Origin of the sequence: Streptomyces sp. MK7, from assembly GCF_032658145.1 — a bacterium.
Classification (GTDB): Bacteria; Actinomycetota; Actinomycetes; order Streptomycetales; family Streptomycetaceae; genus Streptomyces; species Streptomyces spiralis.
This window is the reverse complement of sequence record NZ_JAVACL010000056.1, coordinates 15,909-39,710: the sequence shown is the minus strand read 5'-3', so window position 1 is coordinate 39,710 and position 23,802 is coordinate 15,909. Positions and strand designations below refer to the sequence as shown.

The following is a 23,802-nucleotide window of genomic DNA, read 5'->3' as shown; positions in this document are numbered from 1 at the left end:
TGTGATCAGGTCGGCGCCCTGCGACACCGCCTTGTCAAGGTGGTCGCGCAGGCCCATGCCGCCGTTGACGCCGTTGATCGCGGCGATGCGGTCGAGCCAGACCGCCGTCGGCGTGTTGGCGACCGTGCTGCCGCCGGGCTCCGCCGCTGCGTGCGCGGACCACTCGGGGTTCACGTACCCCTTGGCGCCCACGTACGGGTTGTCGACCCGGGTGGCGGCAGAGGCGGACTGCGGCGCGAGGGCCACGGCCGGCGCCGAGCCGAGGGCGATGGCCGAGAGCACCGAGAGACTGCGGTTGAGCCGCGATCTGGAGGGGCGTTGGAGCTTCTTCACCGATGGCTTCCTTCCGTGGGTTTCTCTGGGGCGTGGTGGGGCCTTGCGTGACACCGCGCGCCGGTGGAGCCGCGACACACCGCGCCGTGTGCGGGCTGGTCGCCGGGCGCCGCCGGTGCGCCGGGCGACGGGGGAGGGGAGCAGGGGCAGGCGACGTCCTGTCCCTGTGCGGGAATCGGCTGCCGGAGGTCCTCCCTCGGGTGCGGGCCTGTCAGCGTTCACCGTCGGCGGCGCTGGTGCCGCCTGCGTGGACCGTCACCGTGGTGGTGCCGGCGGGGTCGATGGAGTGGCCGTGGCCGCCGGCCTCATGTCGCTCGCGGCCGCGATCTGCCGGCCGTCGGTGTGCCAGTACCTCCTGTCCGCTGAAGTGCCCCGTGCTGACTGACGATGCGCTCCTCGAAGACCCCGTGTTGCGCGCCCCTGCAACCGGTGCCCCTCGGGTGCGGTGGTATCTGTGCCGGGAGCGCCGCCCCGTCCGGATGTCCCGGACGGATCCCCCCACCGGCTGCCGTAAGCGACAACTCCCTTGACAGGGAACTCGGTTCGATGTGGGAGCGCTCCCAATGCGCTGAGGAAAATAACAACCCGCGACACCGGTGGGAAGAGGGTTGACGGAAACATGACGTAACAGCGTGTTCACGCAACATTTCGACGCCTGGGGCGGCGCACCCCGGGCGCACCGCCTGAACAGGACCTGTGACATGGGCCGTTGGGCCGCCGGCACCCGTCGCGCGGGGCGGCTGCCGGACAGGTTCGCGCGTGGACGCGGGGCCGTGGGGGCGGGGCCGTGGACGCGGGGCCTTCGTGCTCAGGTGGATTCGCGCAGCACCAGATCCGTGGACAGCACCACGTGGCGCCGGACGGTGGTACGGGACTCGATCTCCTCCAGCAGCACTCGCGCCATGGTGCGGCCCATCTCCTCCGTCGGCTGCCTGACGCTCGACAGCGGCGGGTCGGAGTGCCGGGCGACCGTGGAGTCGTCGAAGCCGACCAGCGCCACGTCATCGGGCACGCGTCGCCCGGCCTGGCGCAGGACGTGCAGGGCGCCGCCGGCCATGACGTCGGACGCCGCGAAGACGGCGTCGATGCCGGGATGCCGCTCCAGCAGCTCCCGCATGGCGGCGCGGCCGCCCTCCTCCGTGAAGTCGCCGTGGGCGACGAGCGACCGGTCCACGCCGTGGCCCGCGGCGTCCATCGCCTGGGTGTAGCCGTCCAGGCGGCAGCGGGCGGCGTACATGTCCAGCGGCCCGGTGATGGTGGCGACGGTCCGGCGTCCCCGCCCGAGCAGGTGCTCCGTCGCGGACCGCGCGCCGCCGACGTTGTCGGCGTCGACGTACGACATCCGCTCCCGTTCCGACCGCCGCCCGCTCAGCACCGTCGGCACCCGCAGCCGTTCCAGCAGGTCGGGCAGCGGAGCGCCCTCGTGCACCGACACCAGCAGCACGCCGTCGACCCTCCCGGCCTCCAGGTGCTGGGCCGGCCGGCGCCGCTCCTGGGGGGTGCGGATGAGCATGAGCAGCAACTGCATGTCCGTGTCGGCCAGTTCCGCGCTCACTCCGCGCAGGACGTCCAGGAAGAACGGCTCGGCGCTGAGCCGGGTCTCGGGCTCGGGGATGACCAGGGCGATCGCGTCCGTGCGGTCCGCCGCGAGCGCCCGGGCGGCGCGGTTGGGTACGTACCCGAGCTCCGCGATCGCCTCCTCCACGGCCGCCCGCGCCTGGGGGCTCACATGGAGGGCACCGTTGATCACGCGCGAGACCGTGCCCCGCCCGACGCCGGCCCGCTCGGCGACCATCTCCAGCGTCGGCCGGCCGCCGCGCCGTCCACCCGCACCCATCCGCGCCCTTCCGCACCGAGGTTGACAAACCGTCAGTCGCGACGATTCACAGCGTTCGTTCCCTTGACATCCCACCCGGGAACGGTGGACCGTCATTATGCCCGACTGGGAGCGCTCCCATGGGAGCGCTCCCGGATCTTGCTCGGATCGACCGCACCGGCGCCCCCGCCGCGGTTCGGGTCATCGCGTCCGCGCCTGTTCGATTTATCGTTCGATAACCTGGAGGGTATGTGGGAGGTGACCGGGATGAGCGCGGCAGCGGCACCGGGACGAGGCGAGCCGACGGTGATGCATGTGCGCTGCCCGGACCACCTTCCCGAAGAGCTCTACCGGCAGGTCCTGGAGCAGCTGGCCGACCTGTCCCCGGTGGTGCGGGCGCTGCCGCCGGCGGCGGCACTGGTGGAACTCCGGGGTGCGCTGCGCTACCACGGCACGGACGCCCGCGGGCTGGGCGAGATCCTGCGGATCCGCACCGTCTCCCGCCTCGGGGTGGACGTCCGCGTCGGCATCGGCCCCTCGATCACGGTGGCGGCCACCGCGTCCGCCCGGACACCGGAGCCCGGCGGCGTCCTGGCCGTCGCCGCCGACCGGGTCACCGACTGGCTGGCACCTCTACCCGTGGATGCCCTGCACGGTATCGGTCCCCGCCAGGCCGAGGCCCTGCACGACTACGGCATCCACACCGTCGGCCTGCTCGCCGCGGTCCCCCCGGCCCTCGTGCAGCGCCTGCTCGGCGGCCGGGCCGGCCGGCGGGCCGCGGACCGGGCCCGAGGCATCGACCCCCGCCCGGTCGTCCCCCAGGCCCTGCCCGCTGCCGCCGCGGTCCGCCGCACCTTCCCCCAGCACACCCTCGACGGCGCCGAGGTCCGCGCCGCCCTGCTCGGCCTGGTCGTACGGCTGGGCCTGCTGCTGCGCCGGCGCGACCAGGCCGCCCGCGCCCTGACCCTGGCCCTGAGGTTCGCCGGCGGCACCTCCTGGGAGAAGACCCGCCGCCTCACGGAGCCGTCCGCGCACGACGACGACCTCCGCACGGCGGCCTACCAGCTGATGGACGCGGCCGGTCTGCAGCGCGGACGTCTGACCGGCATCGCCCTCAAGGCCGAGGACCTCGTCGACGCCGGCCAGGTCGCCCGGCAGCTCAGCCTCGACCATGCCCGGGAGGCACGCCTGACGGCCGAGGAGACCATGGACCGCATCCGCGACAGGTTCGGCCCCGACGCGATCGGCCCGGCCGCCGTGTTCCGCCGGGTCTCATGAGGCCCCGGACCGGCCGGGGGCGTAGGGGTGAAGTGCGCGAGGGCGTGGCCGGCCGCACGGCTGACACCGTCGCGGCACTCGCTCCTCGGTGACCGCCCCGGCATCAGGAGGGCTCAGGCGGCGGGTAGGTGAGATGGCCGTCGTGGACCCGTGCCCGTTCGTCCAGTGCGGCGGGCTTCGTCGTCGTGGGCGACATGATGTTCACGACCTCGGCGCCCGCGACGATCAGGGCGTCGGTGATCAGCCTGCGGTGGCAGCGCCAGGGCACCGCCTCGCTGCACATGATCGCCGGCCGTTCGTGTTCGGCCAGTTCGAGCAGTTCGTTCAGGCCCTCGGCGAATTCGTCGGTGGCCATGTAGTCGGCGTAGTCGCGGAAGGCCTTGACCCGCCATGCGCCGTTCTCGCTCGGCACGCCCTTGGGAGTGTGGCGCCGGCCGCCCACTTTCGGGATCCACCGGTAGGCGATGTCGGGAGGGAGTGCGTCGACGATCGCCTGCCGGTTCCACTGCGGGAACATGCGCGACGAGGGGTACGAACGCACATCGACGAGGCAGGTGATGCCGTTGTTCCGCAGCATCTCCAGCATGTCGCCGAAGTCCCGTGTCGAGTGCCCCACCGTACAGATGCGGTTCGTCATCCTCCATATGCTCGTCCGGTTCTCCCCGGTCGGCGCGATCGGCCCGCCAGCCCGGCCACCCCCGCCAGCCCGGCCACCTCCGCCACCCAGCGCCACCCCGGCCGGACCCGCCTCGCCCGAAGGCCCGTTGGTCCCAGCGGCCCAGCCGGGCCGGACGGGGCGGCGGGGATGGGGCACATTGGAGACATGCGGTACCTCACCCGTGTGCGGGAGCTGTGGCGCTCCAGCCATGCGCTGGTGGCGATTCCCGTCGGGCTGGTCGTAGTGATCACCGTGGTGGACATCCACTCCCCGGAGACCATCCACCTCGGACCGTTGCTCGTCGTGGCCCCCGCCATCACCGCCTCGTTCGGCGGCCCCCGGCTGACCGGACTGATCGGGGCACTCGCGGTGGGGGCCCAGATCCTCATCGCCGTGCTCCACGGCGGTCTGGCCACCTCGAATCACATCGCGCAGATCGTCGCCCTGGCGATCCTGTCGATCTTCATCGTCTTCGTCTGCTTCGTCCGGGACCGGCGCAAGGAGGAGCTGGCCCAGGTGCGGTCGGTCTCGGAGGCCGCGCAGCGGGCGCTGCTGCGTCCGCTGCCCCACCGCCTCGGCCCCCTGCACCTCGCGTGTTCGTACCTGGCCGCCGAGCGGGAGGCCCGCATCGGCGGTGATCTGTACGCGGTGACCCGTACCGGCCACCGCGCGCGCGTGATCATCGCGGACGTCAGGGGCAAGGGGCTGGGCGCGATCGGGCAGGCGGCCATGCTGCTGGGCGCGTTCCAGGAGGCCTCCCACCATCACCCCACGCTGCCGGCCCTCGCCGAGGCCCTGGACGGCAGTGTCCGCAGGTACCATGCCCAGTTCCCGGAGGCCGACGAGGAGGCCCTGGAGCACTTCGTCACCGCGCTGCTGCTGGAGATCCCCGACCACGGCCCGATGGCCCGTATGATCGACTGCGGTCACCCGCCGCCACTCCTGATCCAGAGGGGCCAGGTGACGGAGGTCGTCAGCCCCCACCCGGCACCCCCGCTGGGCCTGCACGGGCTGAGACCGGAGGCCTACGTCTCGTATCCCTTCACGTTCCAGGCCGGCGACACACTCCTCCTGTACACCGACGGCGTACTGGAGGCGCGCGACCCCAATCGGGACTTCTACCCGCTCCAGGAACGCGTCGGCCTGTGGACCAGGTGCAGTCCCGAGGCGCTCGTCCAGCGCATCCGACGTGATCTGATGATCCACTGCTCCGGAGCGCTCGGCGACGACGCGGCGATCGTGGCTCTCAGACACACCCACGAATCGCGCACCGCGGTGTGAAAGCCACAGCGATCACCGGTCGTCCGGCCCGGTCCTCCGAGCGTGGCCAGCAGCGCCGCACGCCGTGCGTCGTGTCGGGGCTCCAGCCCCACCAGGCCGGCGTTGGCCCCGCCGCCTGCCATGGCGAGCGCCAGGCCCTGTATCGCGCGCGCCGCGAACAGCCACGCGGTGCCCCCGGCGGCGGCGAACAGCGCCGCGGCGACCGCCGCCGCGCCCAGGCCGGCGAAGATCACCCGCCGGCGGCCCAGCCGGTCGGACAGCCGGCCGAAGACCAGCAGGGTGGGGACGAGCACCACCGCGTAGGTGGCGAAGACCAGTGTCAGCACCTCGGCGGAGAAGCCGAACCGCTGCTGGTAGACCGCGTACAGCGGGGTGGGCAGATTGGCCCGGCCAGCAGCAGGAACAACGCCGTGGCCACGGTCAGGGAGGGCCCCCGGGAACGGCCCGGCTCCTCCGGCACGGGCCCGGCGGCGTGTCCGTCCTGGTCAGGGGCTCGCGTGCGTTGACTCCGTGACGTACCGCATGCGCACACCGTAGAGCCGCGGCGTTTCGGCCCCCGCCGAACTGTCTCATGCGTGGGGGCTCAGCGTCGTCGGGACATGTAGAGGCCGAGGGCCTTGTGCAGGACCTTGTTGAGCGGGTAGTCCCACTCGCCGAGGTACTCGACGGCCTCGCCTCCGCTGCCGACCTTGAACCGGAGCAGTCCCAGAAGATGGTTGTCCTCGTCCAGGGTGTCGGTGATGCCGCGGAAGTCGTAGACCTTCGCCCCGAGTTCGTGGGCGTCGGACATCATCCGCCACTGGATCGCGTTGTTCGGCTGGACGTCGCGCCTGCGGACGGTGGAGGCGCCGTAGGAGTACCAGACGTGTTCACCGACGGTCAGCATGGTGGCGGCGGCCAGGACATCCCCCTCGTGGTGGGCGAGGTAGAGACGCATACGGTCGGGGTCCTCGGCTCTCAGCGCGGTCCACATGCGCTGGAAGTAGCCCAGCGGGCGCGGGACGAACCGGTCCCGCTCGGCCGTCTCGGCATACAGGGCGTGGAAGGCGGGCAGGTCCTCGTAGCCGCCCTGGACGACCTTGACGCCGGCCTTCTCCGCCTTCTTGATGTTGCGGCGCCACTGCTGGTTGAGGCCCTGGTGGATCTCCTCCAGCGACCGCCCGGCGAACGGGACCTGGAAGACGTGGCGCGGCTGGCCCGCGGCGAAGCCGTCCTCGGCGCCGGGCTCGTTCCGCCGCCAGCCCGTCCGGCGCAGCCGGTCGGCGATGTCGAAGGCCCGCGGCTCCCGCGTGGTGGCCTCCACGTCCCGCAGCCGGCGGGCCCCGGGGTCGGCGATCGCGGCCTTGACCGCCTCGGCACTCCAGCGGCGGGCCACGACGGGCGGCCCCATCCTCACCGAGAACGCGCCCAGTCCCTTCAGGTGACGGAGCATCGGCTCCAGCCACCCCTCCAGATCCGGCGCGGCCCAGTCGATGGCGGGTCCCTCCGGCAGATAGGCGAGGTACCGCTTCAGCTTCGGCAACGGCCGCAGCAGCACCAGCCCCACCCCGATGAGACGGCCGTCCTCGCCGAACCAGCCCAGGCTCTCCGCCCGCCAGTCCGGCTTCACATCGCCCCACGAGGGAACCTGCATATGACTCACCGACGGCTGCGCCGCGACGAAGGCCAGATGTTCTTCCCGGGTGATCGCCTTCAGGCGAGGGCTCATGTGCCTGCTCCTTCGCTCGCCTGCTCCGTTGCCCGGCGCACCAGCCTATGAGGCGTGCCGCACATTCCCGTGCCTCGCGCACACCGTGTCGGCCCACAGGAAGTACAGGCGCCGCGCGGCGGTCCGACGGCGGTGTCCGTGGCGGGAATCCGTTCGCAGTGCGGCTTCCGGCGCTGCTAGCTTGCGGCCGTGGATCTCTTCTCACGCTCCTGGGCGGCGCTGCGCACCGCGGTCGCCGAACTCGCCGACGAGGACTTCGCGCGGCCGTCCGGCTGCACCGGCTGGCTCGTACGGGACCTGGTGTGCCATCTGGTCATCGACGCCCAGGACGTCCTGATCACCCTCGTCACCCCCGCCGAGACGGAGCCGACGAGGGACGCGGTGACCTACTGGAACCTCGTCGAGACCCCGGCCGGCGACGACCCGCTCGACGCGCTGATCGTCCGTCTGGCCGCCGCGTACGAGGAGCCGTGGCTGCTCAAGTTCCACCTCGACGACGTCGGTTCGGCCGCCGGACGCGCCGCCGGACTCGCCGACCCCGCGCTCCGGGTGGCCACCCAGGGCCATGTGCTCACCGCGGGCGACTACCTCGGCACGTACGTCCTGGAATGGACGCTGCATCACCTCGACCTGATCGCGCACCTCCCGGACGCGGCGCGGCCGCCCGCAGAGGGGCTCGCCCGGTCGCGCGAGCTGCTGGAGAAGATCGCCGGTGCCGCGTTCCCTCCGTCGTTCTCCGACACGGACGCGCTGCTGATCGGCACCGGACGGCGCAGCCCGGGCGTCGAGGAGAAGGCCGAACTGGGCGAGCTGGCCGCGAGGCTGCCGCTCGTCCTCGGCTGACCCGGCCGGAAGGCTGCCCCTCCTCCTCGGCTGACCGGGCGCCGGATGAACGTCTGTGAAACGACAGCGAAGATCTGCCCCGCAGCAGGGCAGGCAGGGTTGTGCCACGTGATCTCGTGCTCATAACTTCTTTTCCATGAGCATGACACGAAGAGGGATCCTCAAGGGCCTGGCCGCCGCGCCGTTCGTCTCCGCCGCCGGCGCCCTGCTGACTCCCACCGCCGCCGAGGCGGCCACCATCGACGCGGGCCAGTTCGCCCTCACCAGCCGATCCGGCAACAGCTACGGCGAGTTCGCCGGCCTGACCGCCGGCCTGGCGGCCAAGCTGCCCACGGTGGACGCGACGGCCGTCATCGCCGACACCAACCGCAATGCCACCCACCTCGGCAGCGCCCCCGGCACCGTCGAGGCGTTCGCGACCGGGTTCACGTGGGACGGCGGCGACCAGGCGGTCGACTACTGGATCCCGCAGGGCGTCACGACCAGCGCCGACGCCTACGGCAACGGGCTCTACCCCTCGGGCGGCAGCAAGAAGGTCGTTCTCGTCTCCTGGTACTTCGAGACCGACCCCGACGGCGACGGCGTCGACGAGTACGCGGTCGACAAGGGCATCCGCCTCACGTTCGTCGACTACACCACCGCCTCCACGCCGACGTACCGGCACGTCCTCCTGGTCGAGCCGGTCAGGACCGGCAGCGGGGAGTACTCGTTCAACCCCATCCGCAAGCACGCCGGCGGCATCATGTGGTACGGCAACCTGCTCTATGTCGTCGACACCTACAAGGGGTTGAGGGTGTTCGACCTGAACACCCTGCTCACGGTCGCCACCGGTGTGGACGTGTGCGGTCTGCACACCGACGGGAACTACTACGGCTACGGGTACAAGTACGTCCTGCCGCAGAGCCACGCCTACGACAACGCGGGGAAGTACCTGCGCTGCACGACGATCGGGCTCGACCGCGCCAGCACCCCCGACAGCCTGGTGATCAGCGAGTACTCCACCTCCGGCACCGTCAGCTACACGGACGGCACCTTCAACGGCACGGGCGTCGCCACGACCACGCCCAAGGTGGTCCGCTGGAACCTCGACTACACCGACCGACTGCCGGCCTCGCTCACCGCGTCGGAGGCCGTCACCGTCGCCCAGCAGAAGATCCAGGGTGTCGTCTCGCGCGGCAGCAAGCACTACCTCTCGGTGAGCGCCGGACCGTCCACGAAGGGCGCGCTGCGCACCTTCAGCTCCGGTGCCTCGAGCGCGACGACGGTCTGCGACCTGGGCATCGGCTGCGAGGACCTCAGCTACCACAGCAGCGGCGCCTCCGGCTGGGCCTACAGCGAGTCCGTGATCTGGAACCTCAGCGAGTACGCGGGCAAGCGCTACGTCTACGCGGTCCACGCCGACGGCTCGTAACCGCCCGAGGGCCGCCCCGCGGCGCGTGCGGGATGTCCTTCCGCGCACGCCGTCGGGTGGCCTTCCTGTGTCCGTCGAAGGTCCTGAGGCGTGGTCCTGAGGCGCTCAGTTATCAATTAATTATGCAAATATCTTGACGCGGTGCGCCGTCGCTCCGAGACTGACCGGCGTGCGACTCACTGACGCGGTAGCAATCGGCTCCCGGCGGCGCCTGCGCCCCGCCGGCATCGCCTTCGGCGGCGACTACAACCCTGAGCAGTGGCCTGAGGAGGTGTGGTCCGAGGACGTCGCCCTGATGAAGGAGGCGGGCGTCACCATGGTGACGGCCGGCATCTTCTCCTGGGCGAAGGCCGAACCGAGACCGGGCGAGTACGACTTCGCCTGGTTCGACCGGGTCATGGACAACCTCGCCGGCGCCCAGGTGGCCGTCTGCCTGGCGACCATGACCGCCTCGCCGCCGCCCTGGCTCACCCGGCTGCACCCCGAGATCCTGCCGCGGACCGCCGACGGCCGGCTCATGTGGCCCGGCGGACGGCAGCACTACTGCCCCTCCAGCCCCGTCTACCGCCAGTACGCCACCCGCCTCGTCGAGCGGCTCGCCACCCGGTACGCCGACCACCCCGCGCTGGAGATGTGGCACATCGGCAACGAGTACGGCTGCCACACCCCCATGTGCTGGTGCGAGGAGTCCGCCGCCGACTTCCGGCGCTGGCTCCGCGACCGCTACGGCACCGTCGAGGCGCTCAACGACGCCTGGTCGACGGCGTTCTGGTCCCAGCGCTACGACACCTTCGACGAGGTCCTGCCGCCGCGCCTGGCGCCCACCTTCCCCAACCCCGCCCAGCACCTGGACTTCGCCCGCTTCAGCGACGACGCGCTGCTGCGGTGCTACCTCGCGGAGAAGGAGGTGCTGCGCCGGATCACCCCCGACGTCCCGGTGACCACCAACTTCATCGGCGTGCACAAGCCGGTCGACTCCTTCCGCTGGGCCGCCGAGGAGGACGTCGCCTCGGTCGACGTCTACCAGGACCCGCACAGCGACGACGCCCACATCGCGGCCGGTTTCGCCTTCGACGTCACCCGCTCCGCCCGCGACGGCGAGCCGTGGATGCTGATGGAGCAGGCGCCCGGTGCGGTCAACTGGCGCGACCGCAACGGCCCCAAGCCGCCGGGCAAAATGCGGCTGTGGAGCTGGCAGGCGGTGGCCCAGGGTGCGGACGCGGTGCTGTACTTCCAGTGGCGGCAGTCCCGGGGCGGGGCCGAGAAGTTCCACTCGGCGATGGTCCCGCACGGCGGCACCGAGACCCGTATCTTCCGCGAGGTGCGCGAACTGGGCCGGGAGCTGGCCTCGGTGCCGCGGATCGCCGGTTCGCGCTGCACCGCCGACGTCGCCCTGGTCATGGACTGGAACAGCTGGTGGGCGCTGGAACTCGACTCGCATCCGTCGACGGCGCTGGACCAGACGGCGATCAACCTCGCCCACTACCGGCCGCTGTTCGAGGCGGGCATCACCTGCGACGTCGTACCGCCCGACCGTGATCTGTCCGGCTACCGCCTGGTCGTCGTGCCCAGCCTCTACCTGCTGCGCGAGCCCGACGCCCGGCGGCTGACCGACTACGTACGCGACGGCGGGCACCTGCTCGTCTCGTTCTTCTCCGGCATCGTCGACGACTGCGACCGCGTCCACCTGGGCGGATACCCCGCGCCGCTGCGCGAGGCGCTGGGCGTGCGCGTCGAGGAGTTCTGGCCGCTGCCCGAGAACGGCACGGTGCGGGTACGGCTCGAGGACGGCACCGTCGCACACGCCGACCTGTGGTCGGAGGAGGTGGTGGCCGAAGGCGCGCGGACCGCCGCCACGTTCGACTCCGGCCCCCTGGCCGGGCGGCCCGCCGTCACCCGCAACCGGTGCGGCGCGGGCAGCGCGTGGTACGTCGCCACGCGCCTGGAGCCGCGGGCCATGCGCGCGGTGACGGACGAGGTGTGCCGTGCCGCCGGCGTCGGCCCGGTGCTCCCCGGGCTTCCCGCCCAGGTCCAGGCGACCGTCCGCGAGGGCGACGGCGGCCGGTTCCTCTTCCTCCTCAACCACGGTGCAGAGCCCGCTGAGGTCGGCCTGCCGGAGCCGATGACCGACCTCCTCGCCCACGGGACGGCCCCCTCGGACCGGATCACCCTGCCCGGGGCCGGAGCAGCCGTCCTGACCACGCCGTGAAGCAGGGGACACACATGGACACACGAAGCAGGCGCCCACGCACCCCGGCATCCGGGTCGACCTGCAGATCATCCCGGCCGACGTCCAGGGTGGCTACCAGAAGATGTACTCCGCGCCGAACGCCGGGGACGCGCCGGACCTGGCCCCGGTGGAGTACTACGAACTGCCCGCCTTCATGCCGGTCAACGGCCTGACCGACCTGAGCGCGTACGGCCCGACGCGCTGAGCGGCAGCTATGTGTCCTGGCAGTGGAACCAGGGCGTCTTCGGTGGCCGCGTCTACACCGTCCCGCAGGCCTCCGGACCGATGGGCCTGTTCTGCCGCGCCGACCTCTTCGCGAAGTGGGGCATCGACGTGCCCACCACCTGGACGGAGTTCGAGCAGGCCGCCCGCGTCGTCAAGGCCCGCGCCGAAGGGGTCCGGATGTGCGCCTTCGCACCCACCCGGCCGGCCTGGTGCGCCGCGATGTGCCGACAGCGCGGCGCACGGTGGGTCCGCACCGAGGGCGGCAGCTGGATCATCGACATGGACGATCGGCATCTTCTGGAAGTGGACCCTCGACAGCATCCTGTACGCGGGCGTGCGCGGCGCGCTCGCGACGCTGCTCGCCGGCGCGGCGGGGTTCGCGCTCGCCGTCTACCGCTTCCGCGGACGTGAGGCCGTCTTCGAGCACACCGTTTGAAAAATCGACCGTCTTCCGTTGAACCATGGCCGGAAACGTTCAGGGAAAAACCCGGAACGGCCCATGTGCAGGTTTTCACCGACCTCGCCGTGATACCTCTGGGTGAGTCGCGGACAAAGCTCCCGGAGGTATGTCAGTTGTCGTTCACCGCGGGATCGGGTCACCAGTGTCTTCGCGTCCTCACATACAGGAGTGATGAGTCGGAAATCGCCGAACGGGCTGGTGGAAAAGGCAGAAACCTCCACGCCCTGACGATGTCCGGGTTTCACGTACCGGCATGGTCGGTGATCGGTGCGGACGTCTTCGCCGAATTCTGCCGCGACACCGGACTGGAGCGGCGTCTGGCGGAGCTGTCGGCAGCGGGCCGGGACCAAGGCGGCGAGAGCGCGGCCCGGGAGACCGCCGCCGGGATCGCTGCTCTGATCGAGGCGGCGCCCCTCGGCGAGCGCGTCGCGGCGGCCGTGGCCCTGGCCTACCGGCAGGCCGGCGGCGGCCTGGTGGCCGTGCGCTCCTCCGGCGCCCAGGAGGACGGCGCGCGGCACTCGTTCGCCGGACAGTTCGACAGCTTCCTCAACGTCCGAGGTCTCGACCAGGTCACCGCCCATGTCCGCCGGTGCTGGGCGTCGGGTTTCTCGGAGCGGTCCCTGTACTACCGCGCCCGGCACGGACTGCCGCCGGACACGGCCGGCCTCGCGGTCGTCGTCCAGCGGATGGTGCCGGCCGAGCGCAGCGGCGTGCTGTTCACGGCCGAGCCTGCGACCGGCCGCACCGACCGCCATGTGGTCAGCGCAGTGCACGGACTGGGGGAGGGGCTGGTGTCCGGTGCGGTCGACGCCGACACCGTCGTCCTGGACGCCGTCACCGGCGAGCCGCTGAGCACGGTGATCGGCGAGAAGCGGGAGCGCTACGACGCCGGTTCCGGCCCCGGCTGCGTGGTGTCACCGGTGGCCGCCGAGGACCGCGGGAGGCTGTCGCTGACCTCCGCGGAGCTGGCCCGGCTGCACCAGGCCGGGGTCCGCGTCACGGAACACTTCGGGTGCCCGCAGGACATCGAGTGGGCGATCGCCGGCGACACCCTGTGGATCCTGCAGAGCCGGCCGGTCACCGCCCTCGGGCGCGGGGCCCGCCCGGCGGAACCCGAGGGGGAGGTGCGACTGTGGGACAACTCCAACATCATCGAGAGCTTCGGCGGCGTCGTCTCCCCCCTCACCCACAGCTTCGCCGCCGACACCTACGCAAAGGTCTACGAGAGCTACGCCCGCGCGCTCGGCGTCCGGGGACGCCGGCTGCGCGAGGTCCAGGAGTGGACCCCGCACCTGCTCGGCCACATCCACGGACGGGCCTACTACAACCTGTACCACTGGTATCGCATGGTGCGTCTGGCCCCGTTCTACCGGCTCAACCGCCGTGTGCTGGAGAAATCGCTGGGTGTCGCCGAGAGTATTTCCGACGAGTGTGCCGATTCACTCCACCCCTTCACGCCCCGGCCGGGACCGCTCGGCGGCCTTTCACGATTCACCCGCACATTGATCTTCACCGGACGGTTTCTGACCGTCCGGAAATCCGTGGCCGCCTTCCACCGGTATTTCCACCGGGTGTACGAGGAATTCAACGACATCGACTACGACGCCCTGCCCGGTGACGAGATCCACCGGCGTTTTCGCAGGCTGCAGCGGGAACTCATCGAGAAATGGGGCCCGATGCAGGTGCTGGACGCCACGATCCTGCTGTCGGTCGGCGTGCTGGCTCTGCTCACGCGCAGGTGGCTGCCGGGCGCCCCCGACTGGTTCACCTGGGCGGCCGCCGCCCCGGCCGGGCCGCTGGAGTCCGCCGAGCCGGCGCGGGCGCTGGCCGAACTCGCGGCGCGGGTGCGGGCCGATGAGGAGGTGCGGGAACTGCTGGACCGCACCGCCGACGCCGACGCGTACGCAGCGCTGCGTGAGGGCGGCCACCTGGATGTCCTCGCCGCCGTCGACGCGTACGTGGCCGACTACGGATACCGCAGCCCCGACGAGCTCAAGCTGGAGGCACCGGACCTGTGGGAGAACCCCGCGGGGATGTTCACCCTGCTGCGCGAGGCACTCCAGGACACCGCGCGGGACCGCGGGGGCGGTGGCGACGAGGCGGACGCCTACCTCGACCGGCATCTGCGGGGCCCGCGCCGCTGGGTGTACGAGCGGGTGCGGCGCAAGGCCGGGGACGCGCTCGCCGACCGCGAGCGGCTGCGGTTCTGCCGCACCCGGGCGTTCGGCACCGCCAAGCGGATGCTGCGGGCCATGGGCCGCGACCTGGCCCGCATCGGAGCCCTCGACTCCGGGCGTGATGTCTTCATGCTGAAGCTGGAGGAGGTGCGGGGCGCCTACGAGGGCCAGATCGCCCATACCGAGCTGAGGGAACTCGCCGTACTGCGCCGCGGGCGACTGGCCGCGGACGCCCTGCTGCGCGCACCGTCCCGCTTCACCACCCGCGGCGCCCCGTACTGGTCGGGCAACCTGGAGCGGGCCGGCTGGACCACCGAGGCCACCGCCCGCAGCGGCGTCAGGGAGCTGCGCGGTACCCCGTGCTGCCCCGGTGTCGCCGAGGGGAGGGCGGTGGTCACCGACAGCCCGTGCCGGATCGGCGGCCGGATCCTCGTCACCTACCGCACCGATCCCGGCTGGGTGCCCGCGCTGGCCTCGGCCGCCGCCGTGCTCGTCGAACGCGGCAGCCCGCTCACCCACGTCGCGGTCGTGGCACGGGAGTTGGGCGTCCCGACGGTGGTCCAGGTCAAGGACGCCACCACCGAGATCCGCACCGGCAGCCGGCTGCGCGTCGACGGCGCCGCGGGAACGGTCACCGTACTGGCCGACCCGCCCGCCCAGGACCACCGCGGCGAGGACCCGCCCGCCGAGGCCCCGTCCGGCGACCACCCGCCCGCCGGCGAACCGCCCCCGGACGGCCCCGCCGCGCCCCCGGAGACCACTTCGAGGACGGAGACACATCCGTGAGCCTCACCGACGAACGGCTCCACGACCTGCTCGACAAGTCCCTCGCCGCACTGCCCCGGACCGCCACCGCCGACTGCGCCGTGGTGCTCGAAGGCTCCCTCGCGGAAGGTTTCGGCAACTCCTCCTCCGACATCGACATCCTGATCGTCCGCCGCGGCGAGGAGAACCTTCCGACCATGCCCTCCGTGCTCTTCGTCGACGGCCGCAGGGTGGAGATCCGCACCCGTTCCGTGCGCCAGCTCACGGAGCAGTTCTCCGCACTGCGCGCACGGGCCCGTCGCCCCGGCACACTCTCCGAGGATCTGCTCAACCGCTGCCAGCGGCTGCTGCACAGCCGCCCGCTGCGCGGCCACGCCCTGGCAGGCGAGGCCGTGGCACTCATGTCGCGCGAACGGTTCTCCCGCATCGCCGCCGACTGGTGGGCGTACCGGGCCCGCCAGTCGTTCCGGCACGCGGTGGCGCTGCTCTGCCTCGGTGCGACGGACGAGGCCGCGGACTGGAGCGGCGCCGCACTCGTCCAGACGGTCAAGGCGTGGGCGGCCGGTCAGGGCGAAACCTACCTGGAGCCCAAGTGGCTGCCCCTGCAACTGGATCGCGTCGGCCGACCCGACGTGCGCGACCGGTACGAGGAGCTGCGGTCCCCGTGCGGCACCCCGGCCTCCGCCCGCACCCACCTGACCGCGTGCCTCGCCTTCGCCGCCGGCCTCGGACTGACCGGGGTCACGGCCGACCCCGGCCGGCTCACCGTCGAACGGGTCACCGGGGTGACGACCTGGCAGACCGGCGAACGCGTCCACGTCATCCGCCGGCGCCGCGAGGTGTTCGCACTCGGGAGGCGCGCGGGAGCCGTCTGGCGGTCGCTCGTCCCGGGCCGCACCCTGCCCCAGGCCCTCACCGCGGCCGAGGACGCCCACGGCGCCGAACCGGGGCCGGTTCTGGCCGCGTTCTGGCGCTACGGGCTGATCCGGCTGGCCTGGAAGGGCGCCGGCACCGTCACCGCATGCCTGCCGCTCGCCGCCCCGCCCGGCCCTGTCACGCCGCCCCCCTCCACCGCACGGCCGCTGCTGTCGGTGCACGGAGCGGCCGTCAGCGGCCCCGACGGCATCGACCTCCTGCCGCTGCCCGCCGACCGGTTCGCCGCCGCGACCATGGCCCTGGTGTGGTCCAACGTGGTGGCCGAGAACGCCGTCGAGGACCTGACCGGCGCCCTCGGCCGCGGCCAGTGGCGGGTCGCCGAGCTCACCGCCCGCCGGGCCGTGCACGCGGCGCTGCGCGGCCTCTTCAGCGCATACGGCGTCCACCCGCTGCCCGCCGACTGCGACCTGGTGCACCGCATGGACCTGCTGCCGCCGGACACCGAGCCGATCCGCGCACACGCACGGGAACTGCTCGGCCGTACCGTCGACTCGGCCGAGTACGGCGAAGCCGGCCTCGCGGACCTGCGCGCCTTCCTCACCGAGGTCCGCCGCGCCGCCGGCGCCGACGCCTTCCCCTCCTCCTTCGACTCCGCCGGTGCCTGGCGGGCCACATTGGAGCTCGGCCACGACTGGCTGCGCATCGGAGCCCACGTCGACGCGGAACTGCCCATCGAGGAGGCCCGCGACCTGCTCGCGAGCCACGGCGCGCAGCCGCACCAGAGCTGATGACCCCCACATCGGAGGACCGACCGATGGCCCACCCGATGACGGTACTGGTGACCGGCGCCGGCGGTCTGCTGGGCGCTGAGGTGACCGCCCGGCTCACCGCCGCCGGCCACAGGGTGCTGGCGCTGCTGCACGGCACGGGCGACATCGTCCGCAACGACGGCACCCGACTCACCCCCTGGCCCGGCACCCTCGTCCCCGTCACCGGCGACGTCACCCGACCCGGCCTCGGCCTGACCGCCGCCGAGGGGCACCTCGCCCGCACGGCCGACCGGATCGTGCACTGCGCCGCCGTCACCGACTTCGGACTGCCCGAGGAGCGCTACGACAGCGTCAACGTCCACGGCACCCGGCACGTCCTGGACCTCGCCCTGGCCGGCCGCACCCCGCTCGTGCACCTCAGCACCGCCTACGTCTGCGGAGAGCGCGACGGCACCGTGCGCGAGGACGAACTCGACACCGGCGGGCGTCCCGGCAACGGCTACGAGCGCAGCAAACTGACCGCGGAGACCCTGGTCCACGAGGCCGCCGCCGACGGCCTGCCGGTCACGGTGGTCCGCCCGAGCATCATCACCGGCGCCGCCCGCACCGGTCGCATCCGCGACTTCAAGACCGTCTATCCGGTACTCAAGGTCTTCACCAGCGGCCTGGTGCGCAGCGCCCCCGGCCACTACGACGCCGTACTCGACCTGGTCCCGGTCGACCACGTCGCCGACCTGGTGGCCGAGGCCGCCCTCCGCTTCACCGACGCCCGGGGCCACACCCTGCACGCGGTCGGCCACGAGCTGACGCTGCGGGACTTCTCCGACGTCCTCGCCGAGTACCCGTCCCTGCGGGTGCCGAGGTTCGTCCCCCCGTCCGCGTTCTCCGCCTCGGCCCTGTGCGGCCGCGAACGCCGCTACCACGACCGGGTCATCTCCCTCTACGCCCCCTACTTCCGCCGGCGCGTCCACTTCGACACCGCGCGGGCCGCCGCCTTCAGCGGCCGGCCGGCGCCCACCCACGGCCGTACCTATCTGCGCCGCCTCCTCGACCACTGCCTCAAGGCCGGCTACCTGGGCGGGCCCCCGCCGCCCCGGGTACTGGCCGCCCGCCGAACCCACGGGAGCACCCAGTGATCAGCCACCCCGCCGGCCCCGAGCCCGCGCAGCCGCGGCACGGCATCGCGGTCTCGCCGCTGCTCACCTGCGACCCCGCCAAGCAGCGCCTGTACGGTGCGGACACCTACTTCCAGGAGGGCCACGAACACCTCGCCGCCCTCACCGGCGACGTCTCCGGCTTCGCCCACCACCACGCCACGCTGCTGCTGAAGCCGGACGCGGTGGTGGCCCGCAGGCTGGAGACGGCCGTGCGGTGGCTGTCCGAACAGGGCTTCCGGATCGTCGGCGCGGCGATCACCCGGCTGACACGCACCATGATCCGCGCCCTGTGGTACTTCCAGTGGAACCTGGCCACCCCCTGCCGCAGACGGCTCGCCGCGCTGTTCCTGGAGGACGCCGACGCCCTCGTCCTCGTCGTCCGCCCGGACCACGCCCTCGACGTGCCGTCCTCGGTGGAACTCACCCGTCTCAAGGGCCCCACCGACCCGGACGCCCGGACCCCCGGCCAGCTCCGCCACCGCCTGGGCCGCTACAGCTACCTGCTCAACCTGGTCCACACACCCGACGAACCCGCCGACGTCATGCGGGAGACGGCCGTCCACTTCGGCGAGGCCGAGCGCGACCGCCTCCTGCGGTCCGCGCTCGCGGGCGAGGACCGCACCCGGCACGCCCTGGAACTGGCCGACCGGCTGTACGCGGCCACCGAGCCACGCGCACTCGACTTCGAACCCGCCGTCGAACGGCTGCGCACGGCCCTCTCCCGCCACCTCGGCCCCCGGCCGGCCGCCGACCCGCGCCGACTCCTGGAGGCGGCCTGGCACCACGGAGCCGACCTCGACCCGTGGGACACCGTCATCGTCGGCTCGCGGGTGCTGCCCATGCGCCGACCGGGCCGTGCCCCGGTGCTGGACGGCGCCGACGCCGGGACCTGGCGCCGCCATCTGGCCGCCCTGCGCACCACCACGACCCCCATGTCCTGAACGAGGAGCAGCCCATGCAGTTCGCCCGGACACTCCCCAGGAACCTCGTGCACCGGGCCGCGATCGCCGAGGTCTTCCTGACCGACGCGGAACGCCGCGGTGAGGACGAGATACTGCTCGCCGCACAGCTTCCCCGTTGCCACGCCTTCTACGGCGACACACTCACGCCCCGCGGGCACCACGACCCCCTCCTGCTGCTGGAGGCCTGCCGGCAGGCCATCTTCGTGGTGGCCCACCGCTGGTTCGGCGTACCGCCGGACCACCGGTTCCTGCTGCGCACGGTCGAGTTCGAGGTGCCCGACCCGGACGCACTGGCCACCCGCGACACCCCCACCGAGATCGTCGTCGGCGCCCGGATCGCGCACCGGTACCGCGACCGGTCCGGGATCACGGGGCTGCGGCTGGACTTCACCGCGACCGTGGACGGCGAGGAGGCGATGTCCGCCCGCATCGCCTACGCGTGGATGCGCCCGGAGGACTACGGGCGGCTGCGGTCACGGCAGCGTCGTGCGCTCGGCCTCTTCGAGCCCCCCGTCGCCCCGGACGGGCCACGTGTCCATCCCGCCCTGGTCGGCCGCCGCGACCCCGCCAACACGGTCGTCTCGCCCCCGCACATCACGGGCGACGGCCGCAGCACGGCCCGCGTGGTCGCCCCCGCCACACACCCGACGCTGTACGACCACCGGGTCGACCATGTGCCCGGCATGCTGGAGCTGGAGGCGTGCCGGCAACTCGCGCTCACCGCCGCGGTGGCCGCCGGCACCCTGCGCACCCCCACGGCGCTGCCGACCGCCCTGTCCGCGCGGTTCCGGCGTTTCGCCGAGATGGACCCGCCCCTTCAGTGTGTCGCCACCCCGGTTCCGTCCCGTGCGGACGTGGAGTGCGCCCTGCACCAGCTCGGCACCACCGTCGCCGAGGCCCGGATCGCCTTCGCCCACGGCGGCCCGGCCCGGCTCCTGGCGGGCGCCGGCCAGGGCCACGCACCCGGGACCGGGGGGACGCCGCGATGACCACCGTCACCGCACCCCGGGTTCCCGCCCGGCTGGCCCGCTTCGTGCTGCGCATGTTCCGGCCCCAGCTCTACGTCACCTACGGAACGCTGTGGGTCCTCGCCCTGGAGTCCACCGCGGTGACACTGACCGGAACGCCCTGGCGGCCGACCGGAGCCACCTGGACACGCGTGGCCAGCGTCGTCCTCGCGCTGCTCTTCCTGCGCATGCTCGACGAGCAGAAGGACCTCGACCACGACCGCGTCCACCACCCGGACCGCCCGCTGGTCACCGGCGCGATCACCGCCGTCGAGCTGCGCGGTGCCATGGCCGTCCTGACGGCCGTCGTCGCCTGCCTGAACGCCGCGCGGTCGCCGGCCGCGGCCCTGCTGATCCTCGCGGCTCTCGGCTACGCGACCCTGCTCGCCCCGCTGGAACGCATGTCGGCGACCGTACGCGACCGGCAGTTGCTCAACCTCGCCGTCACCTGCCCCGTGCAGGTGCTGCTCGGCGTCTATGTGTACGGATCGCTGGCCGCCGACGGGACCCTCGCCGCCGACCGGCGCGGCGCGGTCCTGCTCGCGTTGTGCGCCTGCGTCTTCCTGCACTTCGAGTTCGCCCGCAAGACCGCCTGGCGGCCAGCGCCCGGTGCGCGCCTGTACTCGGCCGATCTCGGCCCGCGGCGCTGCGCGATGGTCACCTCGGCCTGGGCGGCGGGGGCGGTCGGCTGCCAGCTCGTGCTGTTCCTTCCGGACGGAGCGGCCGGGCTGCTGCCCTGCCTGACGGCGGCTCTGCCCGCCTGGGGCCTGCGCCGGTTCCTGCGGGCGCGACGCGGCCCCTGGCCGCTGCCGGCCGCGACCGGCTTCGTCGCCTGCACCTACCTCACCCTGATCGTGCGGGCGTCGGTACCGAGGTGACCACCGAGCGACCGCGACGGCCACCGAACGGCCCGCGAACGGCGTCACGGCGACGAGCGGCAGGCCGTACAACCATCATTGAGGTGGGTGTGTCCTACCCCATGGAGTGTCGAGCCCGACGGACTCACTCATCCCATTCACCAAGATGGGAGCGCACCTCATGAACCTCGTGAACCACTTCATGAACGTCGTCAACCACTTCTCGAAGCGCATGGCCGTCTGCGGCGCGGCCGCCGTGCTCGCCACCGGGGGAGTCACCTGGGGAGCCGTCCAGGCCGACGCGTCCACCGGGCCGCGGACCTGCGCGACCGGCGACCTCTATCTGTCCATGGGACGCAAGGAGGCGGCGGCCGGTTCGCTGTACTGGCCCGTCCGGATGACCAACACCAGCACCAGCACGTGCGCGCTGCGCGGCTACCCCGGAGTGAGTGTGCTGAACACCTCCCACCGGCAGATAGGTGCCGCCGCCTCCCGGACGGGTGCGAAGTACGGCAGGGTCGATGTCGCTCCGGGCCGGACGGTCACGGCGGTCGTCCGCACCGCGAACGGCCCCGTCGGCGGGCCCTGCAACCCCACCGGGACGTATTTGCGAATCTACCCGCCGGCCTCCTACGAGGCGGTTCTCGTGCCCGCTGCGCTGCGTACCTGCTCGGGCGTGTTCAGCGTCGGCCCCGTGACGGCTCGCACCGCCTTCTGACCGCGTGCGGGGCCGCCCTTCACGTGTACGCCTCGTAGCCCTCCTCCTCGAGCCGGTCGGCGAGTTCGGGCCCGCCGGAGTCCGCGATGCGGCCGTCGGCGAAGACGTGGACGTGGTCCGGATGGACGTAGCGCAGGATGCGTGTGTAATGGGTGATCAGCAGGGTGGCCACCGTTCCGGTGGCCCGCACCCGGTTGACGCCCGCGGAGACGACGCGCAGCGCGTCGATGTCCAGACCGGAGTCGGTCTCGTCGAGGATGGCGATCTTCGGTTCGAGCAGTTCGAGCTGGAGGATCTCGTGGCGCTTCTTCTCACCGCCGGAGAAGCCCTCGTTCACGTTGCGCTCGGCGAAGGCCGGGTCGATCTGCAACCGCTCCATGGCCTCGCGGACCTCCTTCACCCAGGTGCGCAGCCTGGGTGCCTCACCGCGGACGGCGGTGACGGCCGAGCGCAGGAAGTTGGACATGGAGACGCCGGGAACCTCGACGGGATACTGCATGGCGAGGAACATCCCGGCCCGGGCCCGTTGGTCGACCTTCATCGCCAGCACGTCCTCGCCGTCCAGCGTGACCGAGCCCGAGGTGACGTGGTACTTGGGGTGCCCGGCGAGGGCATAGGCGAGGGTGGTCTTGCCGGAGCCGTTGGGACCCATGATGGCGTGGGTCTCGCCCTGGCGCACGTTCAGGTCGACGCCGTGCAGGATCTCGCGCGGTCCGGCGTCGGTGAGGACCGAACAGCGCAGGTCGCGGATGTCGAGGGTGGCCATGGGCGCTTCACCTCACCTTCTCGCGGCACGGGCGGCACATGTGCCACACGCTGGTGATGCCCGGCGTGCCCCGCGCTCACCCACGCCGGTCGGCACCCGTGCGGCACCGGGGCCCGCGGTACGGCGCCCGGGCGGGCGTCTCGGCAGGTCAGGACACGGCTACGCGCGGGACCACGATGAAGAACCTGTGACGGCGGCACCCCGCGGTCGTCCGGCGTGCTCCACCAGCGGACGCGATCGGTGCCGGCGAGGTCGACGACGCTGACGGCGATGTGGCCGACGTTGATCTCGACGCCCAGCCCCGCCCGGCCCGTCCGGGCCACCTCGAGGACCGTGCCGGGGCGCCCCGCCTGCCGGCTGCTCGTCCTGCCGGACTCGGTGACAAAGCCGCACTCCGGCAGCTGCTCGACCAGGGACGACACCGCGGCCCGGGTCAGACCGACCCGGGTGGCGAACCGGGCCCGGGTCACCTCGCCCGCGTCGTGCACCGTCCGCAGGGCCGCCTCCCCGCTGGGCGGCGCGGCCTGCGGCCTGCGGCGCGGCCGGCGCCGTCGTCAGGGAGGTCCTCGCCGATCCCCGGCCCATGCCGAGCGCGCCGGGACCTGATTGCTCAGGCCCCGGCGCGCCTCGTCAGGGGTCGATGATCACCTGGGGGTGTGGGCCGGTCACTTGACGGAGCCGCCGGTGATGCCCGCGGCGATGTACTTCTGGGCGAGCACGAGCAGGATCGCCGCCGGCACCGCGGACAGCACGGAGGCGGCCATCACCGAGCCCCAGTCGCCGACGTGCGCCCCGATGTACTGGTAGATGCCGAGCGTGACCGGCTTGACATCGTCGGTCGTGTTCAGGGTGAGCGCGAACATGAAGTCGCTCCAGGAGAACAGGAACGCGAACAGGCCGGAGGTGATCAGCGAGTTGCGGCTCATCGGCAGCACCACCCGGACGAACGTACGCACCGGCCCGGCACCGTCCATCTGCGCCGCCTCGATCACCTCGCCCGGGATCGACACCATGAAGGACCGCATCAGCACGATGGAGAACGGAATGCCGAGCGAGGCGTCCGCCAGCATCAGGCCGAAGTAGGAGTTGACCAGTCCCAGGTCGACGTACGTGTTGTAGAGCGCGTTGGCGATGACGATCCCGGGCACCATCTGGGTGATCAGCGTGCCGAACACGATCGTCCGCGAGCCGCGCAGCCCGAACCGGGCCAGCCCGTACGCCGCGGGGGCCGCGATCGCCAGACAGATGACGACCGCGCCGAGCGAGACGGCCAGCGAGGTCAGCAGGTGACCGCCCTGGTCGTCCAGGGCCTTGGAGAAGCCGGACAGGTCCAGGCCGCCCGGCACCGGGTCGACCTGGAGCAGACCCGACTCCGGCTGGAGAGCGGTGTTGAGCATCCAGTACAGCGGGAAGAGCATGACGCACAGGATGAGCACGCCGGCGAGGGTCGAACCCCAGCGGCGCCTGGATGTCGTGGGCGTGGGCGTGGGCGAGGCCATGGACG

Annotated in this window: 19 protein-coding genes and 3 pseudogenes; 14 read left to right on the top strand and 8 right to left on the bottom strand. The window is 72.3% G+C overall.

The window, feature by feature from the left end:
• Together R2S09_RS35620 and R2S09_RS35615 are read right to left on the bottom strand one after the other, a co-directional pair.
• A pseudogene (locus R2S09_RS35620) lies at positions 1-333 on the bottom strand (glycosyl hydrolase family 5); the annotation flags it as partial.
• Positions 334-1,141: 808 nt separating this feature from the next.
• On the bottom strand, positions 1,142-2,170 hold the full coding sequence (locus R2S09_RS35615) for a LacI family DNA-binding transcriptional regulator (RefSeq protein ID WP_316745410.1): 1,029 nt from the start codon (positions 2,168-2,170) through the stop codon (positions 1,142-1,144).
• Between the two features lie 246 nt (positions 2,171-2,416).
• Between R2S09_RS35615 and R2S09_RS35610 the strand changes: the two genes are divergently transcribed.
• A complete protein-coding gene (locus R2S09_RS35610; RefSeq protein ID WP_306192106.1) occupies positions 2,417-3,427 on the top strand; it encodes a hypothetical protein in 1,011 nt (336 codons plus the stop codon).
• Between the two features lie 103 nt (positions 3,428-3,530).
• On the opposite strand, the gene R2S09_RS35605 is transcribed toward R2S09_RS35610, so the two are convergent.
• A complete protein-coding gene (locus R2S09_RS35605; protein ID WP_306192105.1) occupies positions 3,531-4,064 on the bottom strand; it encodes a DUF488 family protein in 534 nt (177 codons plus the stop codon).
• Positions 4,065-4,250: 186 nt separating this feature from the next.
• Between R2S09_RS35605 and R2S09_RS35600 the strand changes: the two genes are divergently transcribed.
• Positions 4,251-5,366, top strand: coding sequence for a PP2C family protein-serine/threonine phosphatase (locus tag R2S09_RS35600; protein WP_306192104.1), 1,116 nt, complete (start codon positions 4,251-4,253; stop codon positions 5,364-5,366).
• A 104-nt stretch (positions 5,367-5,470) separates the two neighbouring features.
• Here R2S09_RS35600 and R2S09_RS40800 read toward each other — a convergent pair.
• Both R2S09_RS40800 and R2S09_RS35595 read right to left on the bottom strand, forming a co-directional pair.
• A pseudogene (locus R2S09_RS40800) lies at positions 5,471-5,692 on the bottom strand (MFS transporter); the annotation flags it as partial.
• Positions 5,693-5,949: 257 nt separating this feature from the next.
• Positions 5,950-7,074 (bottom strand): peptidoglycan bridge formation glycyltransferase FemA/FemB family protein, encoded by a 1,125-nt coding sequence (locus R2S09_RS35595; protein ID WP_306192103.1) that lies wholly within the window; start codon positions 7,072-7,074, stop codon positions 5,950-5,952.
• Between the two features lie 189 nt (positions 7,075-7,263).
• On the opposite strand from R2S09_RS35595, the gene R2S09_RS35590 reads away from it, so the two are divergent.
• The 12 genes from R2S09_RS35590 to R2S09_RS35535 all read left to right on the top strand — a co-directional run bounded on the left by R2S09_RS35590 (position 7,264) and on the right by R2S09_RS35535 (position 21,532).
• Positions 7,264-7,917, top strand: coding sequence for a maleylpyruvate isomerase N-terminal domain-containing protein (locus tag R2S09_RS35590; RefSeq protein WP_316745409.1), 654 nt, complete (start codon positions 7,264-7,266; stop codon positions 7,915-7,917).
• Positions 7,918-8,053: 136 nt separating this feature from the next.
• On the top strand, positions 8,054-9,328 hold the full coding sequence (locus R2S09_RS35585; protein WP_306192101.1) for a hypothetical protein: 1,275 nt from the start codon (positions 8,054-8,056) through the stop codon (positions 9,326-9,328).
• A 169-nt stretch (positions 9,329-9,497) separates the two neighbouring features.
• A complete protein-coding gene (locus tag R2S09_RS35580; RefSeq protein ID WP_306192099.1) occupies positions 9,498-11,537 on the top strand; it encodes a beta-galactosidase in 2,040 nt (679 codons plus the stop codon).
• Positions 11,538-11,640: 103 nt separating this feature from the next.
• Positions 11,641-11,763 carry a hypothetical protein gene (locus R2S09_RS35575; RefSeq protein ID WP_306192098.1) on the top strand — a complete coding sequence of 41 codons (123 nt, stop codon included), beginning with the start codon at positions 11,641-11,643 and terminating at the stop codon, positions 11,761-11,763.
• An 11-nt stretch (positions 11,764-11,774) separates the two neighbouring features.
• On the top strand, positions 11,775-12,194 hold the full coding sequence (locus R2S09_RS35570; protein ID WP_316745408.1) for an extracellular solute-binding protein: 420 nt from the start codon (positions 11,775-11,777) through the stop codon (positions 12,192-12,194).
• Positions 12,195-12,356: 162 nt separating this feature from the next.
• Positions 12,357-15,206, top strand: a complete 2,850-nt coding sequence (locus tag R2S09_RS35565; RefSeq protein WP_399145404.1) for a phosphoenolpyruvate synthase — start codon at positions 12,357-12,359, stop codon at positions 15,204-15,206.
• Positions 15,203-16,849, top strand: coding sequence for a hypothetical protein (locus tag R2S09_RS35560; protein WP_316745406.1), 1,647 nt, complete (start codon positions 15,203-15,205; stop codon positions 16,847-16,849). Before R2S09_RS35565 ends, R2S09_RS35560 begins: the two co-directional genes overlap by 4 nt.
• Before the next feature lie 26 nt (positions 16,850-16,875).
• On the top strand, positions 16,876-17,967 hold the full coding sequence (locus tag R2S09_RS35555) for an SDR family oxidoreductase (RefSeq protein ID WP_316745405.1): 1,092 nt from the start codon (positions 16,876-16,878) through the stop codon (positions 17,965-17,967).
• Positions 17,964-18,929 carry a nucleoside-diphosphate kinase gene (locus R2S09_RS35550; protein ID WP_306192093.1) on the top strand — a complete coding sequence of 322 codons (966 nt, stop codon included), beginning with the start codon at positions 17,964-17,966 and terminating at the stop codon, positions 18,927-18,929. Before R2S09_RS35555 ends, R2S09_RS35550 begins: the two co-directional genes overlap by 4 nt.
• A 14-nt stretch (positions 18,930-18,943) precedes the next feature.
• Entirely contained in the window at positions 18,944-19,939 is a 996-nt protein-coding gene (locus R2S09_RS35545; protein ID WP_316745404.1) for a ScbA/BarX family gamma-butyrolactone biosynthesis protein, read from the top strand.
• Entirely contained in the window at positions 19,936-20,835 is a 900-nt protein-coding gene (locus R2S09_RS35540; RefSeq protein ID WP_316745403.1) for a hypothetical protein, read from the top strand. The genes R2S09_RS35545 and R2S09_RS35540 overlap by 4 nt, the downstream gene beginning before the upstream one ends.
• Positions 20,836-20,995: 160 nt before the next feature.
• Positions 20,996-21,532 (top strand): DUF4232 domain-containing protein, encoded by a 537-nt coding sequence (locus R2S09_RS35535; RefSeq protein WP_306192090.1) that lies wholly within the window; start codon positions 20,996-20,998, stop codon positions 21,530-21,532.
• A gap of 19 nt (positions 21,533-21,551) precedes the next feature.
• Here R2S09_RS35535 and sufC read toward each other — a convergent pair whose 3' ends face one another.
• The 3 genes and pseudogenes from sufC to R2S09_RS35520 all read right to left on the bottom strand — a co-directional run bounded on the left by sufC (position 21,552) and on the right by R2S09_RS35520 (position 23,797).
• Positions 21,552-22,298, bottom strand: coding sequence for a Fe-S cluster assembly ATPase SufC (gene sufC / locus R2S09_RS35530; RefSeq protein ID WP_316745402.1), 747 nt, complete (start codon positions 22,296-22,298; stop codon positions 21,552-21,554).
• A gap of 173 nt (positions 22,299-22,471) precedes the next feature.
• Positions 22,472-22,795: pseudogene (locus R2S09_RS35525) on the bottom strand (transcriptional regulator); the annotation flags it as partial.
• 168 nt (positions 22,796-22,963) lie between these two features.
• On the bottom strand, positions 22,964-23,797 hold the full coding sequence (locus R2S09_RS35520) for a carbohydrate ABC transporter permease (protein ID WP_306192088.1): 834 nt from the start codon (positions 23,795-23,797) through the stop codon (positions 22,964-22,966).
• Between the last annotated feature and the right edge of the window lie 5 nt (positions 23,798-23,802).